15 protein-coding genes are annotated in these 14,148 nt (G+C 70.3%); 8 read left to right on the top strand and 7 right to left on the bottom strand.

The window, feature by feature from the left end:
- Positions 1-66 precede the first annotated feature (66 nt).
- The 4 genes from EV186_RS35610 to EV186_RS35595 all read left to right on the top strand — a co-directional run bounded on the left by EV186_RS35610 (position 67) and on the right by EV186_RS35595 (position 3,871).
- Positions 67-876 (top strand): DUF3097 domain-containing protein, encoded by an 810-nt coding sequence (locus tag EV186_RS35610; RefSeq protein ID WP_133853925.1) that lies wholly within the window; start codon positions 67-69, stop codon positions 874-876.
- Between the two features lie 38 nt (positions 877-914).
- Positions 915-1,343, top strand: coding sequence for an NfeD family protein (locus EV186_RS35605; protein WP_133853924.1), 429 nt, complete (start codon positions 915-917; stop codon positions 1,341-1,343).
- Between the two features lie 34 nt (positions 1,344-1,377).
- A complete protein-coding gene (locus EV186_RS35600) occupies positions 1,378-2,613 on the top strand; it encodes an SPFH domain-containing protein (protein ID WP_133853923.1) in 1,236 nt (411 codons plus the stop codon).
- A gap of 205 nt (positions 2,614-2,818) precedes the next feature.
- Positions 2,819-3,871: a methyltransferase gene (locus tag EV186_RS35595; protein ID WP_208115948.1), complete on the top strand. Its 1,053-nt coding sequence runs from the start codon at positions 2,819-2,821 to the stop codon at positions 3,869-3,871.
- Between the two features lie 68 nt (positions 3,872-3,939).
- Here EV186_RS35595 and EV186_RS35590 read toward each other — a convergent pair whose 3' ends face one another.
- The gene (locus EV186_RS35590) at positions 3,940-4,998 is read right to left on the bottom strand and encodes an SDR family oxidoreductase (protein WP_208115947.1); all 1,059 of its coding nucleotides are present in this window, start codon (positions 4,996-4,998) and stop codon (positions 3,940-3,942) included.
- 91 nt (positions 4,999-5,089) lie between these two features.
- Here EV186_RS35590 and EV186_RS35585 point away from each other — a divergent pair, with 91 nt between their 5' ends.
- Positions 5,090-5,407, top strand: coding sequence for an ArsR/SmtB family transcription factor (locus EV186_RS35585; protein WP_133853922.1), 318 nt, complete (start codon positions 5,090-5,092; stop codon positions 5,405-5,407).
- A gap of 202 nt (positions 5,408-5,609) precedes the next feature.
- On the opposite strand, the gene EV186_RS35580 is transcribed toward EV186_RS35585, so the two are convergent.
- Genes EV186_RS35580 through EV186_RS35570 form a run of 3 tightly spaced genes read right to left on the bottom strand, consistent with a single transcriptional unit; the run spans position 5,610 to position 8,323 of the window.
- Positions 5,610-6,560 (bottom strand): phosphotransferase family protein, encoded by a 951-nt coding sequence (locus EV186_RS35580; RefSeq protein WP_133853921.1) that lies wholly within the window; start codon positions 6,558-6,560, stop codon positions 5,610-5,612.
- A 42-nt stretch (positions 6,561-6,602) separates the two neighbouring features.
- A complete protein-coding gene (locus EV186_RS35575; protein ID WP_133853920.1) occupies positions 6,603-7,394 on the bottom strand; it encodes an ABC transporter permease in 792 nt (263 codons plus the stop codon).
- Positions 7,391-8,323 (bottom strand): ATP-binding cassette domain-containing protein, encoded by a 933-nt coding sequence (locus tag EV186_RS35570; protein ID WP_133853919.1) that lies wholly within the window; start codon positions 8,321-8,323, stop codon positions 7,391-7,393. Before EV186_RS35570 ends, EV186_RS35575 begins: the two co-directional genes overlap by 4 nt.
- An 82-nt stretch (positions 8,324-8,405) precedes the next feature.
- Between EV186_RS35570 and EV186_RS35565 the strand changes: the two genes are divergently transcribed.
- The gene (locus EV186_RS35565; RefSeq protein WP_166659483.1) at positions 8,406-9,179 is read left to right on the top strand and encodes a TetR/AcrR family transcriptional regulator; all 774 of its coding nucleotides are present in this window, start codon (positions 8,406-8,408) and stop codon (positions 9,177-9,179) included.
- Here EV186_RS35565 and EV186_RS35560 read toward each other — a convergent pair.
- Positions 9,170-10,285 (bottom strand): winged helix DNA-binding domain-containing protein, encoded by a 1,116-nt coding sequence (locus tag EV186_RS35560; RefSeq protein ID WP_166659482.1) that lies wholly within the window; start codon positions 10,283-10,285, stop codon positions 9,170-9,172. The two genes, EV186_RS35565 and EV186_RS35560, sit on opposite strands and share 10 nt — an antisense overlap.
- A 63-nt stretch (positions 10,286-10,348) precedes the next feature.
- Between EV186_RS35560 and EV186_RS35555 the strand changes: the two genes are divergently transcribed.
- Positions 10,349-11,314: a helix-turn-helix transcriptional regulator gene (locus EV186_RS35555; RefSeq protein WP_133853916.1), complete on the top strand. Its 966-nt coding sequence runs from the start codon at positions 10,349-10,351 to the stop codon at positions 11,312-11,314.
- 11 nt (positions 11,315-11,325) lie between these two features.
- On the top strand, positions 11,326-12,114 hold the full coding sequence (locus tag EV186_RS35550) for an aminotransferase class IV (protein ID WP_133853915.1): 789 nt from the start codon (positions 11,326-11,328) through the stop codon (positions 12,112-12,114).
- On the opposite strand, the gene EV186_RS35545 is transcribed toward EV186_RS35550, so the two are convergent.
- Both EV186_RS35545 and EV186_RS35540 read right to left on the bottom strand, forming a co-directional pair.
- Entirely contained in the window at positions 12,111-12,812 is a 702-nt protein-coding gene (locus tag EV186_RS35545) for an MBL fold metallo-hydrolase (RefSeq protein ID WP_243754487.1), read from the bottom strand. The genes EV186_RS35550 and EV186_RS35545 overlap by 4 nt on opposite strands.
- Before the next feature lie 37 nt (positions 12,813-12,849).
- Entirely contained in the window at positions 12,850-13,719 is an 870-nt protein-coding gene (locus EV186_RS35540) for a sucrase ferredoxin (RefSeq protein ID WP_208115946.1), read from the bottom strand.
- Positions 13,720-14,148: the final 429 nt, after the last annotated feature.

The raw sequence follows: 14,148 nt of genomic DNA, 5'->3' as shown, positions 1-14,148 counted from the left end.
GGGCCACGCGCCGACGATGCCGGAGATCCGACGCCGTGAGGACCGGTTTCGCTACGGTGCTCGACCGTGCGATCCCACGAGTACGGCCGCGACATCCTCTCCGCGCGGCGAGGAAGTCGGACCATCCCTGAACTGCCGGCCGAGCCGGGGCTCGTGGTCGAGGATCCGGCCAGCGGGTTCTGCGGCGCGGTCGTGCGCATCGAGCAGGGCGCGGTGGTCCTGGAGGACAGGCACGGCAAGCACCGCGTCTTCCCGATGACGCCGGCCGGGTTCCTCGTCGACGGCAAACCGGTCACCTTGGTCAAACCGGCTCCGGCGGCGCCGAAACGGACGATGTCCGCGTCTGGATCGGTGCGGGTCCAAGGTCTCAAAGCACGCACCGCACGCGACAGCCGCCTGTGGGTGGAGGGCATCCACGATGCCGAGCTGGTGGAGCGCGTCTGGGGCCACGACTTGCGCGTCGAGGGCGTCGTCGTCGAGCCGCTGCACGGCGTGGACGAGCTGAACGACCGGATCGCCGAGTTCGGCACCGGACCGGGCCGACGCCTGGGCGTGCTGGTCGACCACCTGGTGAAGGGCAGCAAGGAATCACGCATCGTCGACGCGGTGCGCGACGAGAACGTGCTGGTCACGGGCCATCCCTTCGTCGACATCTGGCAGGCCGTGAAGCCGTCGTCGCTGGGGATCGAGGCCTGGCCGGTGGTGCCTCGCGGTCTGCCGTGGAAGGAAGGAATCTGCGCCGCGCTTGGCTGGGGCGAGCCCGCCGACGGCTGGCGCCGGGTGCTGGCCGGGGTGCGCGGGTTCCGCGACCTCGAGACGCCGTTGATCGGTGCGGTCGAGCGGCTTATCGATTTCGTGACCTCCGAAGGGGCTTAGTCCGCCCGCGGTCGCCGCGGAACTGGGAGGATGGGGGAGTGCCAGCGTGGATTTGGCTGCTCGCCGGGGTGGTGCTGATCGGAGCGGAAGTCCTCTCCGGTGACTTCGTGCTGCTGATGCTGGGCATCGGCGCGCTCGCCGCCGGTGGCGTGGCCGCGTTGAGCGGGCTGATCGTCCTGCAGGTGCTCGGGTTCATCCTGGTCGCCACCGGGCTGGTCACGCTGGCCCGCCCGCCGCTTCGCCACCGTCTGCAGGGCACGACGACGATCCGCACCAACACCGCGGCGCTGCTCGGCTCGCGCGCCACTGTTGTGGCCACTGTGGACAAAACGGGCGGCGGTCGCGTGCGGATCGGCGGCGAGATCTGGTCGGCGCGCTCGATGGACGACCGGGTGCTCGAACCCGGCACGGACGTGACCGTGGTGGAGATCTCCGGCGCGACGGCCGTCGTGCTGGAGCAAGGGTGACCGGCCGCGTCGCGGTCCGGAGTGGAGGAATCAGGTGACTACTGCTGTCATCATCATTGTGGTCGTGGCCTTCATCGTGGTCGCGACCATCATCGCCAAGGCGGTGCTGGTCGTGCCCCAGGCACAGACCGCGGTGATCGAACGGCTCGGCCGGTTCAAGCACGTGGCGGAGCCGGGGCTGAACTACCTGGTGCCGTTCATCGACCGGGTCCGGGCCAAGATCGACCTGCGTGAGCAGGTCGTCTCGTTCCCGCCGCAGCCGGTGATCACCGAGGACAACCTGACGGTCTCCATCGACACGGTGATCTACTTCCAGGTGACCGACTCGCGCGCCGCGGTCTACGAGATCGCCAACTACATCGACGCGGTCGAACAGCTGACGGTCACGACGCTGCGCAACGTCGTCGGTGGCATGAGCCTCGAGCAGACCCTGACCTCGCGCGACGAGATCAACAACCAGCTGCGTGGCGTGCTCGACCAGGAGACCGGCCGGTGGGGGATCCGGGTCGCCCGCGTGGAGCTCAAGGCGATCGACCCGCCGCCGTCCATTCAGGACTCCATGGAGAAGCAGATGCGCGCGGACCGCGAGAAGCGCGCGATCATCCTGAACGCGGAGGGCCAGCGCGAGGCGGCCATCAAGACCGCGGAAGGCCAGAAGCAGAGCCAGATCCTGTCCGCGGAGGGCGCCAAGCAGGCGACCATCATGGCCGCCGAGGCCGAGCGGCAGTCGCGGATCCTGCGGGCCCAGGGTGAGCGGGCCGCCCGCTACCTGCAGGCGCAGGGCCAGGCCAAGGCCATCGAGAAGGTGTTCGCCGCGATCAAGGCGGGCCGGCCGACGCCGGAAGTCCTTGCCTACCAGTACTTGCAGACGTTGCCGCAGCTGGCGCAGGGCGACGCGAACAAGGTGTGGATGGTGCCGAGCGACTACGGCAAGGCGCTGGAGGGCTTCGCCAGGATGCTCGGCGCCCCCGGCGACGACGGGGTGTTCCGCTACGAGCCTCCGGCCGCCGAGCCGGCCGCGTCGAACCCCGAAGAGGACGACCCGGCTGTCGCCTCGTGGTTCGACACCAGCACCGACCCGCGGATCGCCGAGGCTGTGCGTGCGGCGGAAGCCGTTGCGCGCCAGGAGGTGCCGAGCCCGCTCGACGACGCGCGGAAGGCACCGCGGGGGAGCGCGCCGGACGTCCCGCCACCGGCCGCGGTGCCCCCGGTGGCCGCTCCGACGGAGATCGAGGCCGGCACGACCGACCCCGACGAGCCGCTGACCTGAGTTCGATCAAGGCCTGACCGAAGAGGCCCAGCCGCGGCTGGGCCTCTTCTACTCCCCTAACTACACGAATTAATTAGTCACTATATAGATGTCCGATATTTTCGCCGGAGGCGGCCGCGCGGCTTCCGCCGCTCACCAAAAGACGGCAACGACGAGAGGGGCCGCCGTGTGGACCTGACTGCCTTGGGGGAGTTGGATGCCTTGCATGACGGCGACAGCAGACGACGCGGCCCGCGACCGGTCGCCGTGGGCGATCATGGCTCCGGTGATCGACTTGGTCACGCCGTTGACCGTGCGGGCAGCCGCTTCGCTGCGCGTGGCCGACCACCTGACCGACGGGCCGGTGGCGCTCGACGAGCTGGCCCGGCGCTGCGACGCCGATGCGGACGCACTGGCTCGCATGTTGCGTCACCTGATCTGCCACGGCGTGTTCGCGGAGCCGGACCACGGGATGTTCGCGTTGAACGACAAGGCGGAGTTCCTCCACTCGGATCACCCGTCGGGCATGCGGGTGTCGCTGGATCTCGACGGCTTCGGCGGCCAGATGGACCTGGCGTTCACCGGGTTGCTGCACACCGTGCACACGGGTGAGCCGGCGTGGCAGAAGGTGTTCGGGCTGCCGTTCTGGGAGTACCTGGCCGCGAACCCGAAGATGGGTGCCTCGTTCGACGCGATGATGAGCTCCGCGACGGAGTTCGTGATGGACGCCGTGTCCGCGCACGACTGGTCGACCGCGCGGCACGTGGTGGACGTCGGTGGTGGCCGGGGCGTGCTGCTGGCGGCGATCCTCGGCACGAATCCCTCGTTGCGCGGCACGCTGATCGATCTGCCCGACACGGTGGATCGCGGGCGGCAGTACCTCGCCGAGCACGGTGTCGGCGAGCGCGCCGAGGTCGTCGGGCAGAGTTTCTTCGACCCGCTGCCGACCGGTGGTGACGTCTACGTGGTGAGCAGCGTCCTGCACGACTGGAACGACGAGGCGTCGATCGCGATCCTGCACCGGTGTGCCGAGGCGGCGGGTGCAGGCGGGCGCGTGCTGGTGCTGGAGCAGCACAGCAGCGAGGGTGACCGGTCGGCGTTCGCGGAGATGGACCTGCGGATGCTCGTGCTGGCCGGTGGCCGCGAGCGCAGCGTCGAGGAGTACACCGCGCTGGTGACGGCGGCGGGCCTGACGGTGACCGGCGTGCACACAACGCCGATGGGTCAGGTCGCGATCGAGTGTTCGGTCGGGTCAGTGCCAGCCAGTGCGGACGCGTAGCCAGTCGTGGCCAGGCGGTGCGGGCCGGTACCCCTGCAGGAGCAATGGCCCGCGCTCCCGGCCGGCAATCAGCGTGGTGGGATGATCTTGCGTGCCCGCATCTCGTCGAAGATGCGCGGGAACATCTCGGTCGTGTCGACGTGGTGGTGGAAGCCGTGCCTGCGGGCCTTGGATCCGTCAGCGATGAGGTCGTAGTCCCAGGAGAACACGGCGTCACCGAACGGCCAGGAGGACACGTCCTGGTACGGAGTGGGCGCCAGGTCGTGCTTGGCGACGATCTCCCGCCACGCCGGTTCCTTGTCGGCCATGACGGTGGTGAGGCTGATCGGCAGGCCGGGCGCGATCGGGAGGTCGAAGTAGTCGGCGATCTTGGGCCACATCTCCTCCCAGCGGAACAGATCGCCGTTGTTGATGTTGTAAGCCTGGTTGGCGGCAGCCGGGTCGGTCGCCGCCCACACCATGGCTTGCGCGAGCAGTCCGGCGTCCGTCATCTCGATCAACGAGTGGTAGGCACCGGGTTTGCCAGGAAAGCGCAGCGGAACGCCGAGGTGTTTGGAGATGGTGGCGTAGACGGCGATGACCATCGCCAGGTTCATCGGGATGCCGAGCGCGAAGCCGCACACCACCGACGGCCGCAGCGCTGACCAGCTCCAGTCCTTGCCCTGCTGCAGCTGCTCGACGAACGCCTGCTGCTCGATGTTGAACTCAGGCGGCATGTGCGGCGGGTCATCCTCACGTGCCGGGGTCTTGAACGGCCCCAGGTGCGCCCCGTAGACCTTGTAGCCCTGCATCAACTGCACATGCCGTAACCCCGCGGCCGCTGGCTCGATCGCCTCCAGCACGTTGACGAGCATCCGCTGGTTCGGCTCAACCAGACCCGCGAACGTCGGAGCATCCTGGTAGGCGGCGTAGAACACATGGGTTACGTCCGCCAAGCCGGCGAGCTTCGTTCGTGTGTCGGCGGCGTCGAGGAGATCAACGCTGACATGTCTCACCCGCTCTGACGGCTCGCCTCCACGCCGGGACAGGCCGATCACCTGCCAGTCGCCCAGCTCCTTCAGATGGTGGACAAGGTTTCCGCCGATCACTCCACGGGCTCCCACAACCAACGCCACGTTGTCCGACAAGACCGATCTCCAATCGCTATATCGGAATGTTCCGATGCCTCAAGCTAGCACGGTCCATCGAGGAATGCCGATATCCCTATACACTAGGGCCATGAGCAACGCTGAGTTGCACGATCTGCTGGAGGTGTGCAAAGCGCTGGCCAACCCCACGCGCTTGCAGATCATGGGCTGGCTGCGCGACCCATCCGACCACTTCGCACCGCAAGCCGACCCGATGGAGGAGGTCGGGGTGTGCGTGAAGCAGATCCAGGAGAAGGCCGGGATCTCCCAGTCCACCGCATCGCAGTTCATGTCCGTGCTTCAGCGCGCCGGACTGGTCGAGAGCACTCGTATCGGGCAGTGGACCTACTACCGCCGCAACCAAGAACGCATCGCCGCGCTGCCCGGACTCCTCAGCGCCAGCCTCTGAGCGAGCAGGAGCCGGAGGAGAAGCCGCCGGGTTGGGTGGTGGCCTCGACGACGGGTGCCGCGCCACCGGATTGGTGGTTCGGCCGTTGGTAGCGGCGGACGGCCAGCGGGAAGAAGACTGCCAGCAGGACCAGTGACCACACCCCGTGAGCAGTGTCCTGCCCGACTGGAACGACGAGGTCGGGATCGAGTGCTTGGTCGGGTCAGCGCCAGCCAGTGCGGACGCGTAGCCAGTCGAGGGCGACCCGCCCCTGGGCGAGCTGGAACTCGCGGATCATGGGCAGGCCCGGGGGTGGCGGCAGGATGCCGTTGCCGATGAAGAACCCGGCAGCCGCGGCGAGCACTGCCGTGACGGCTTCTGGTGGTGCGGCGGCACTGAGTGGATGCGTGCCGAACACCGTCTCCGGGTCGGGTCCGCCGTGCATGGCGACGCTGGGCAGCATGCCCAGCAGGTCCAGCCAGGGCGCGCCGGTGCACGCCCACGGCCAGTCGACGAACACGACGCGGTCGTCGGTGAGCAGGATGTTGTCGGCGCGCAGGTCGGCGTGCAGCAGGGTGGTGCCCGCGGACAGGGGTTCCCAGGTGGCTTCCAACTCGGCGAGCGTGTCGAGGTGGCGGCGGGACCAGTCGTCGATGCGGTCGGCGAGCGCACCGTCGGCGACGATCGTGCGCCAGCCGGTGAACGCGGCCGCGTGCCGGTCGGCGTACGTCGGCACGTCCACAGTGGACGGCGTGAGCGACTCGGCGAGGTCGGTCATCGCGGCGAGCACGAGGTCGAGTTCGTGGGCCCGCCACGGCTGGGCAGGCAAGTGGCCGTCGATGTCCTCGAAGGTCAGGGCCACCCAGCCGTCGACGCCGTAGCTGGCGAGCAGACGCGGCACCGGAGCATCCGCGGGTAGCAGCCTGGCGATGCGTGCTTCGCTGCGGTGGAGGTCCGGCGAGTCCGGATTCGGGGTCGGGCCAACGGCTTTGACGAACGCGCGGCGGCCGTCGGCGAGCAGGAGCCGGGCGGCCACGCCGGGGGAGAAGCCGCCGGGTTGGGTGACCGCCTCGGCGACGGGTGCGCCGAGGTCGGCCTCGATCCGCCGGCGCAACCCGCCCGGTATCTCGGTCCAGTGCCGGCGTACGCCGCCGATCATGGGCGCGTCGGTCATGACCGTGATGATCGCGATACCGGGCGGGTCGTGCCAACCGGTTTAGCGGTTCAGCCGCTGGTAGCGGCGCACGGCCAGCGGGAAGAAAATCGCCAGCAGCACCAGCGGCCACACCACGGCCAGCAGCGTGGCGTTCTCGGCGAACCACGAGGTGCCGGGCCAGCCGGGGTTGCCGCAGAGTTCGCGCACGGCGGCGACGGTGGCCGACACCGGGTTCGCGTCGGCGATGGTGCCGAGCCAGCCGGGCATCGTGGCCGGTGAGGTGAACACGTTGGACAGGAAACCGAAGGGCCACACCAGGATCTGCATGGCGACCACCGCCTGCGGGTCGGCGGCGAGCAGGCCGAGGAAGATCCCGACGGCGAGCAACGCGATCCGCAGCAGGATCAGCATGGCGAGTGCGCCGAGCGCGGGGCCGAGGCCGTTGTGCCAGCGCCAGCCGACGAGCAGCCCGGCGCCGATCAGCACCGCGATGGTGGCCAGGGATTGCAGCAGATCGGCGCCCGCGCGACCGAGCACCACGGCCGAGGGGGACATGGGCAGCGAGCGGAACCGGTCGGTGATGCCGCGGGTGGCGTCGGTGGCCACGCTGGTGAACGTGGTCTCCAGCCCGAAGAGCATGACCATGGCGGCCATCCCGGGGACGAGGAACTCGCGGTAGTCGCCGCCGTCGGGCACGGCCATCCCGCCACCGAGCAGGTAGCTGAACATGAGCAGCAGGAGGACCGGGAAGAGCAGGGTGATCACGGCGATGCTGGGTGCGCGCCGCCAGTGCAGCAGGTCGCGGCGGGTGATGGTCCAGCCGTCGGTGACGGCGAAGCGCAGCGCGGTCATGCGGGGACCTCCGTGGCGGTCAGGTGCAGGAACACCTCGTCGAGGGTGGGCCGGCGGATGGCGATGTCCTGGGCGGGGATGGCGGCGTCGGCCAGCGTGCGGATGACGCCGCTGAGGGTGTCGACGCGGTCGGTGGCCGGGATGCTGACCTTGGCGGCGTCGCGGTCGACCTCGAGACCGGGCACGGCGAGCAGGTGCGCGGCTTCGTCCACATCGGACTGGTCGACGAGCAGGACCTCGACGCGGTCGCCGCCGAGCACGGCCTTGAGTTCGTCCGAGGTGCCTTCGGCGGCGAGGCGGCCGTGGTCGAGCAGGGCGATCCGGTCGGCGAGCTGGTCGGCTTCTTCGAGGTATTGGGTGGTGAGCAGGACCGTGGTGCCGCGGCGCACGAGGTCGCGCACGGCGGACCAGATCTCCGCGCGGCTGCGTGGGTCGAGCCCGGTGGTGGGTTCGTCGAGGAAGAGCACGCGGGGTTCGGTGATCAGCCCGGCAGCGAGGTCGAGGCGTCTGCGCATGCCGCCGGAGTAGTGGCGGACGGATTTCGTGGCGGCGTCGGTGAGCCCGAACGCCGCGAGCAGTTCGTCGGCGCGGCGGGTGGCGGTGCGGGCGCCGAGGTGGTGGAGCCGGCCGAAGAGTTGCAGGTTCTCCCGGCCCGACAGCACCTCGTCGACCGCGGCGTGCTGGCCGACCAGGCCGAGTGCGGCTTTGGCCTTGGCCGGGTCCTTGACCACGTCGATGCCGGCGACGGTGGCGTGCCCAGCGTCGGGTCGCAGCAGGGTGGTCAGGATGCGGACGGCGGTGGTCTTGCCTGCGCCGTTCGGGCCGAGCAGGCCGCAGACGGTGCCTTCGGGCACGGCCAGGTCCAGGCCGGCCAGCGCGGTGTCGGCGCCATAGCGCTTCACAAGGCCGGTGGCCTCGATCGCGGGCATGACAGCTCCTCACTGGGTAGCATGTACGCAATTTGATTCCGCGTACACCATACCCGATTTCGCGCCCTACGATGAACGCACGATGAGCAGCGACGACACGTATGCCGGAGCAGGCAACCTGCAGGCGACCCTCGACCTGTTGTGGGGCACCCAGGAACCACCGAGCCGCGGCCCGAAGCCGAGCCTGAGCGTGGAGCAGGTGGTGCGCACCGCGATCGCGCTCGCCGATGCCGACGGGCTCGACGGGCTGTCCATGCGCCGGGTCGCCGAGGAGCTGTCCGTCGGCACGATGTCGCTCTATCGCTACGTGCCGGGCAAGTCGGAGCTGGTCGACCTGATGCTGGACGCGGTGCAGGCCGAGCTGCCGACCGGCACGTCGCCCGGGTCGCCCGACACCTGGCGAGCCGGGCTCACCGAGGTCGCGCACGGCGAGTACGCCCTCTACCGGCGGCACCCGTGGGTGCTGCGCGTCTCGCAGGCGCGTCCGTTGTTCGGGCCCAACTCGATGGCCGCCTACGACGCGGCCCTGCGCACGGTCGAGGGCCTCGGGTTGTCGGCGCACGAGATGGCGTCGATGGCCGCGGCCGTGAGCTGCTACGTGCAGGGCACGGCCCGGATCACCGTCGAGTTCGACACCGCGGCCCGGCGCAGCGGCATCAGCGACGAGCAGTGGTGGGGCACGCAGCTGCCGTTCATGACCGCGGCGTTCGCCGAGGGCCGCTACCCGACGCTGGCGAAGGTGTACCAGGGCGGCGCCTACGACCCGGACGACGACTTCTTCTCGTTCGGGTTCGGCCTGGAACGCGTCCTGGACGGCATCGAGTCCTACGTGCGGACCCGCAAAGCTCAGCCGTAGCTGACGTCGGCGCCCTCGATCCCGCGGGCGACGGCGACCCGGTCGGCTTCTTGCTCGATCTTCTTCTTCACCGTGCGGGGCAGTGGGACGAACTCCTCGACGGTGACCGCGAGCCGTTTGCGGGCGAGCTTCGCCTTCCACGCGCCGAGCACGTCGCCGTCGACGACGATCGCGCCGGGGTTCCCGATCATCCGCCACAGGTTCTTGCGCTGCGCTTCGTCGGGGACGATCAGTTCGCGTTCGCGGGGTTGCAGCAGCGGGTCGAAGGGCGGGAGCAGCCGGACGAGGTCGGGCTCCGGAGGCTTGCGCACGGCGTCCACATCGGACTCGAGGACGTAGGCCTTGCGGCCGTCGGCGCGGACCTCGACGGCGTCGTCGGGCAGCATCGTGCGGGCGAGCTTCTGGGTGGTGCCGAGGAACGCGGCGATCTCGTTCATGGTGGCCGGTCCGAGTACGTGCAGGTAGGGGCGCACTGCGCGGTCTGGCCGGTCCGGTCCCTTGGGCACGGCCCAGCGTTTGGGCACGGGAGCCAGCGTGGTGGGGCTGCCGGAGCGCACCTGCACGCCGGCGCCGAGGGCGACGGCCTGGAAGAGGCTGCCGTAGATGTGCGTGGCTTTGCAGGACCGGCAGGCGTAGCCGTAGCCGTCGGGCAGCGCCTTGGTGATCGCGGTGCTGACGTCACCCTTCACCATCTCGTTCTTGACGATCTTGCGCATGGCGGTGGCCGCGGTGCGCCAGGCGTCCAGGCCAGCGATGCCGGTCTTGCGGAACATGATCCCGGCGCCGGCGAGCCGGGCGATGGCGTCGTCTTCGCTGACCGGCCAGAGGTCGCGGGCCAGCGCCGGCAGGTCGGCGGTGCGCATGAGGTGCGCGGCGCCCCGGTAGGTCCACGCGACGGTGAAGTCCGGGTCGTCGTTGGCGGCGACCGCGTCCGTGGCGGCCGGCAGCCGGGCGGCGAGCGAGGTCGCGACGGAGCCGGGGACGGTCTGTTGCACGCCGATGTCGAGTACGGCCAGGTCGGCCGCCTTGCCCTGGTCGCGGTGCAGGCCGGTGGCCGCGATCCGGTAGGCCATGACCTGGGCGCGGTCGACGTCGAGGGTGCTCATGGGTCTCATCTTGCCTCGGATCACTGACATCTTGTGTCAGGGTCTTGCGGCACACTCGGGGTCATGCGTGCCGGTCGACTGCTCTCGTTGCTGCTGCTCCTGCAGAGCCGCGGCCGGATGTCGGCGCCCGAGCTCGCCGCCGAGCTGGAGGTCTCGGTGCGCACGGTCTACCGCGACATCGAGTCGCTGAGCGCGTCCGGCGTTCCGGTGTACGCCGATCGCGGGCCGTCCGGCGGCTACCAGCTGATGGAGGGGTACCGGACCCGGTTGACCGGGCTCACCCAGGCCGAGGCCGGGTCGCTGGCGCTGGCGGGGTTGCCGCAGCAGGCGGCCGAGCTGGGTCTCGGGTCGATCCTCGCGGCGGCGGAGTTGAAGCTGATGGCCGCGATGCCCGACCCGTTGCGTGCGGAGGCGGCCCGGATGCGGGAGCGGTTCCACCTGGACGCGCCCGGCTGGTTCGCCGAGGGCGAGGACCTGCCGTTCCTGGCGGAGCTGGCCGCGGCGGTCTGGTCGCAGCAGGTGGTGGCCGTGCGCTACCTGCGCTGGGGTCCGTCCGAAGTGGAGCGGACGCTGCGCCCGCTCGGCCTGGTGTTGAAGGCGGGCACCTGGTACCTGGTCGCGGCGGGGCTCGACGACGACAAGCCGCGGACCTACCGGGTGTCGCGGATGCGGGCGGTGGTCGTGACCGACGATCCGTTCACCCGGCCCGCCGGGTTCGACCTCGCCGGGTTCTGGGCGGGCACGGCCGCGCACCTGAAGGAACGGCTGTACCACCGCAGCGCGGTGGTGCGGTTGTCACCGAGCGGGCGGAAGCTGTTGTTCCTGCTCGGTCCGGTGGTGCGCCGCGACGCCGAGGAGCTGGCGACCGATGCCGAGGGCTGGTGCACGATGCGCATCCCGATGGAGACGCTGCAGCACGGGGTGCACGCGATCCTGCAGCTCGGCGCGGAGGCGGAGGTGCTCGAGCCGCCGGAGCTGCGTGCCAAGATCGCGACGGAGGTCAGGAAGCTGGCCGCGCGGTACGAGTGACTGGGGGATCGATGCGGTACCTGGAGCTGAACGGCGAGGCGCTGCCGGACGACGCGTCGCGGCTGATCCCGTTGACGTACGGGCATTTCACGGCGATGCAGGTGCGTGGCGGTGCGGTCGCCGGGTGGCCGTTGCACCTGGCGCGGCTGGCCGCATCGTCGCGGGAGATGTTCGGGGCCGCGGTGCCCGACGAGCAGGTGCACGCCTTGGCGGCGCGGGCGTTGGCGGCGTCCGGGCTGGCGGACGCGTCGATGCGGATCATGATGGTGCCGCCCGCCGGCGGGTTGTCCGCCGACGCGGTCCCGCCGGACGTCGTGGTGGTGGTCGCGGACCCGGTCGACGAGGCACCGGGACCGGCGCTGCGGGTGTGCTCGCAGGTTTACGAGCGCGAGCTGCCGCACGTGAAGCACCTCGCCACCATGGGACTCACGCGTGCGCACCGGCTCGCCGTCGCCGCCGGCTTCGACGACGCGCTGTTCGTCGACCGGGACGGCCTGGTGCTCGAAGGTTCGATCTACAACGTCGCGTTCTGGGACGGCGAGGCCGTGGTGTGGCCGCAGGCGCCGATGCTCACCGGGATCATGATGCAGCTCGTGCAGGGCGCGTTGACGTCACTCGGGGTGCCGCAGCGGACCACGCCGATTCGGTTGGCGGACGTGTCGTCGTTCCGGGCGGCGTTCTTCACCAACTCCCAGTGCGCGCGGCAGCCGATCGCCTCCCTCGACGACGTCGTGTTCCCCGGCGACGACCGGCTGTGGTCGCTGCTGGCCTCGATGACGTTCGCGTCGACGCGTCTCTAGAACGGGTCGCGTTCGGCGTCCCTGATGCGGGCCGCCGTGTTCTCAAGGGCCGGGTCGCCGTGCCCGAAGCACGCGATCCGCGGCTCCAGGGCGGCGATGCGTTGCACCGACTGGTAGGTCTGCTCGTCGTCGAGGTTGAACGGGCCGACCACGAGCCGGTTCGGGCCCGCGCCGACGGTGTCGCCGGTGAACACGACGCCCGCGTCCGGCAGGTGCACGGCGATGCTGCCGTCGGTGTGACCGGGCACGGACAGCACCTGAGCGCCGCCGCCGAAGTCGAGCACCTCGCCGCCGGTGAGTTCGGTGTCGACGCGGGCCGGTGGCGGCGGGGGAATGGGCGGCAAGGTCTGCATGAACGCGAGCTGGCTCTTGGTGAGGTTCGGCCTCGGCCCGGGTGTGCCGCGGACGAACGGTGCGTCGGCGCGGTGCGCGAGGACCTCGATGCCGGTGCCCTCGGTGAGTTCGGCGAGCGCGCCGACGTGGTCCTCGTGGAAGTGGGTGATCACGATGCGCCGCAGGTCGCGCGGGTTCTGGCCGAGTTCGGTGATGGCACCGGTGATGGCGCCGCCGAACCCGGCCATCCCGGTGTCGATCAGCGTCAGCTCGCCGGGATCACGCCACAGGTAGGCCTGCCCGACCGGGAACCGCAGCAAGTGCAGGTTCGGCAGGATCTCGATGATGTCGATCTTCGGTGCCATGCCGCCGACGCTATGTCGCACCGCGCCCCGGAGCGAGCTACTTCGCCGTTGGCATAACGGATTCCGCGATCAGCGATACCTGCGGCTTCGGTGCCGCGCCACAGCTCGCCGGCCGCGCGGGCCCGATGCGTTCGCCGATCGTGACGTCCCACGCCCGCCCGTCCCGGTGGGTCACGCGGGTGCCGGTGACGGTGAGCGAGTCCGGGTCGCTGTCACCGAGCCGCGCACGGACGGCGAGTTCGGCGACCTGACCTTCGGCGTCCCAGGTGGAGCGCCCGCGACAGCGTTCGACCCGTACCGCCGTGCTGCGTAACAGGTCCGCGCCGAACGCGACGTCGATGCGGCCGTAGCTGTACCCGGTGGGCAGTTGCACGGCGGTCGGCGCGAACCGGTGCCCGCCGAGGTGGCTCGACTCCCACACCTGCGTTCCGTGGTCCGCGGCCAGCTCGGCGGCGATCGGACGCCCTTCCAGCGCGCAGCACAAGTCGCGCCGGCCGTTGGTGCACACGAGCAACACCGGGTCGCTGGTCACCTCACCGAACCCTGGACGTTGCCCCCGGCCGAGGGCGGCGAGGTCGAGATCGAGCAGCTGCTTGGGTTCGTCGCACACCGTGTGCTCGAGCCACGACTGCCCCGGGGCGGTGTGGGCCAGCAGGATGGTGTGCGGTGCGGGCACGTGCCGATCGGCGTGCCGCCCCGGCCGCCGGATCATCGCGATCCGAACGCCCGTCCCCTTGACCCGCTCGGCGAGCGCGGCCCCGACCTCGGCATCGAAGTGGCTGTCTGACAGGGCATCGCGACCCCACGGCCCCGACTGCTCGATGCACAGCCACGACACCGCGACCGCCGCGGTTCCCGCCGTGGGCTCGGCGGCCGCCGCGGACAACACCGAACAACGGTCTGCCACCCGATCACCTCACCCCGCGGTCATGCTCGGCGTCAGCCTCTCATGCCCACCTCCACCCTGCGTTGCCGATCTCGGTTCTCACGTTCCTGATCCACAAGTCGACCTGACGACCGCCCACCCCGCGCCCGTTGTTCGAGCCGGACGCGCGGACGCGCCGAAGGCAGAACCCCCTTTGCCGAGCAACGGCGACAACCACGACCGGCGGCTGCGCAATGCCTCCCTCCATTTGCCAGCGACGGCCATACGCGCGTCGCTGCCGCCGGATGCGTTCCGCCATCGCCGGGTGAGCGGCCGCAAACCCAATCCCACCAACGTGTGCGGGTGGCTCTACATCGGCGATCTTGGTGAGTTGTCTGGCACGGGCATCGAACCGTCCCTTGAGCGGCGCACGGCCCAGCAACGATCAGTCGCCCACCGTCGACGATGTCT

The organism is Labedaea rhizosphaerae, from assembly GCF_004362825.1.
Taxonomy (GTDB): domain Bacteria; phylum Actinomycetota; class Actinomycetes; order Mycobacteriales; family Pseudonocardiaceae; genus Labedaea; species Labedaea rhizosphaerae.
Note: the sequence above shows the minus strand (reverse complement) of the source record. Positions and strands in the feature narration are given on the sequence as shown.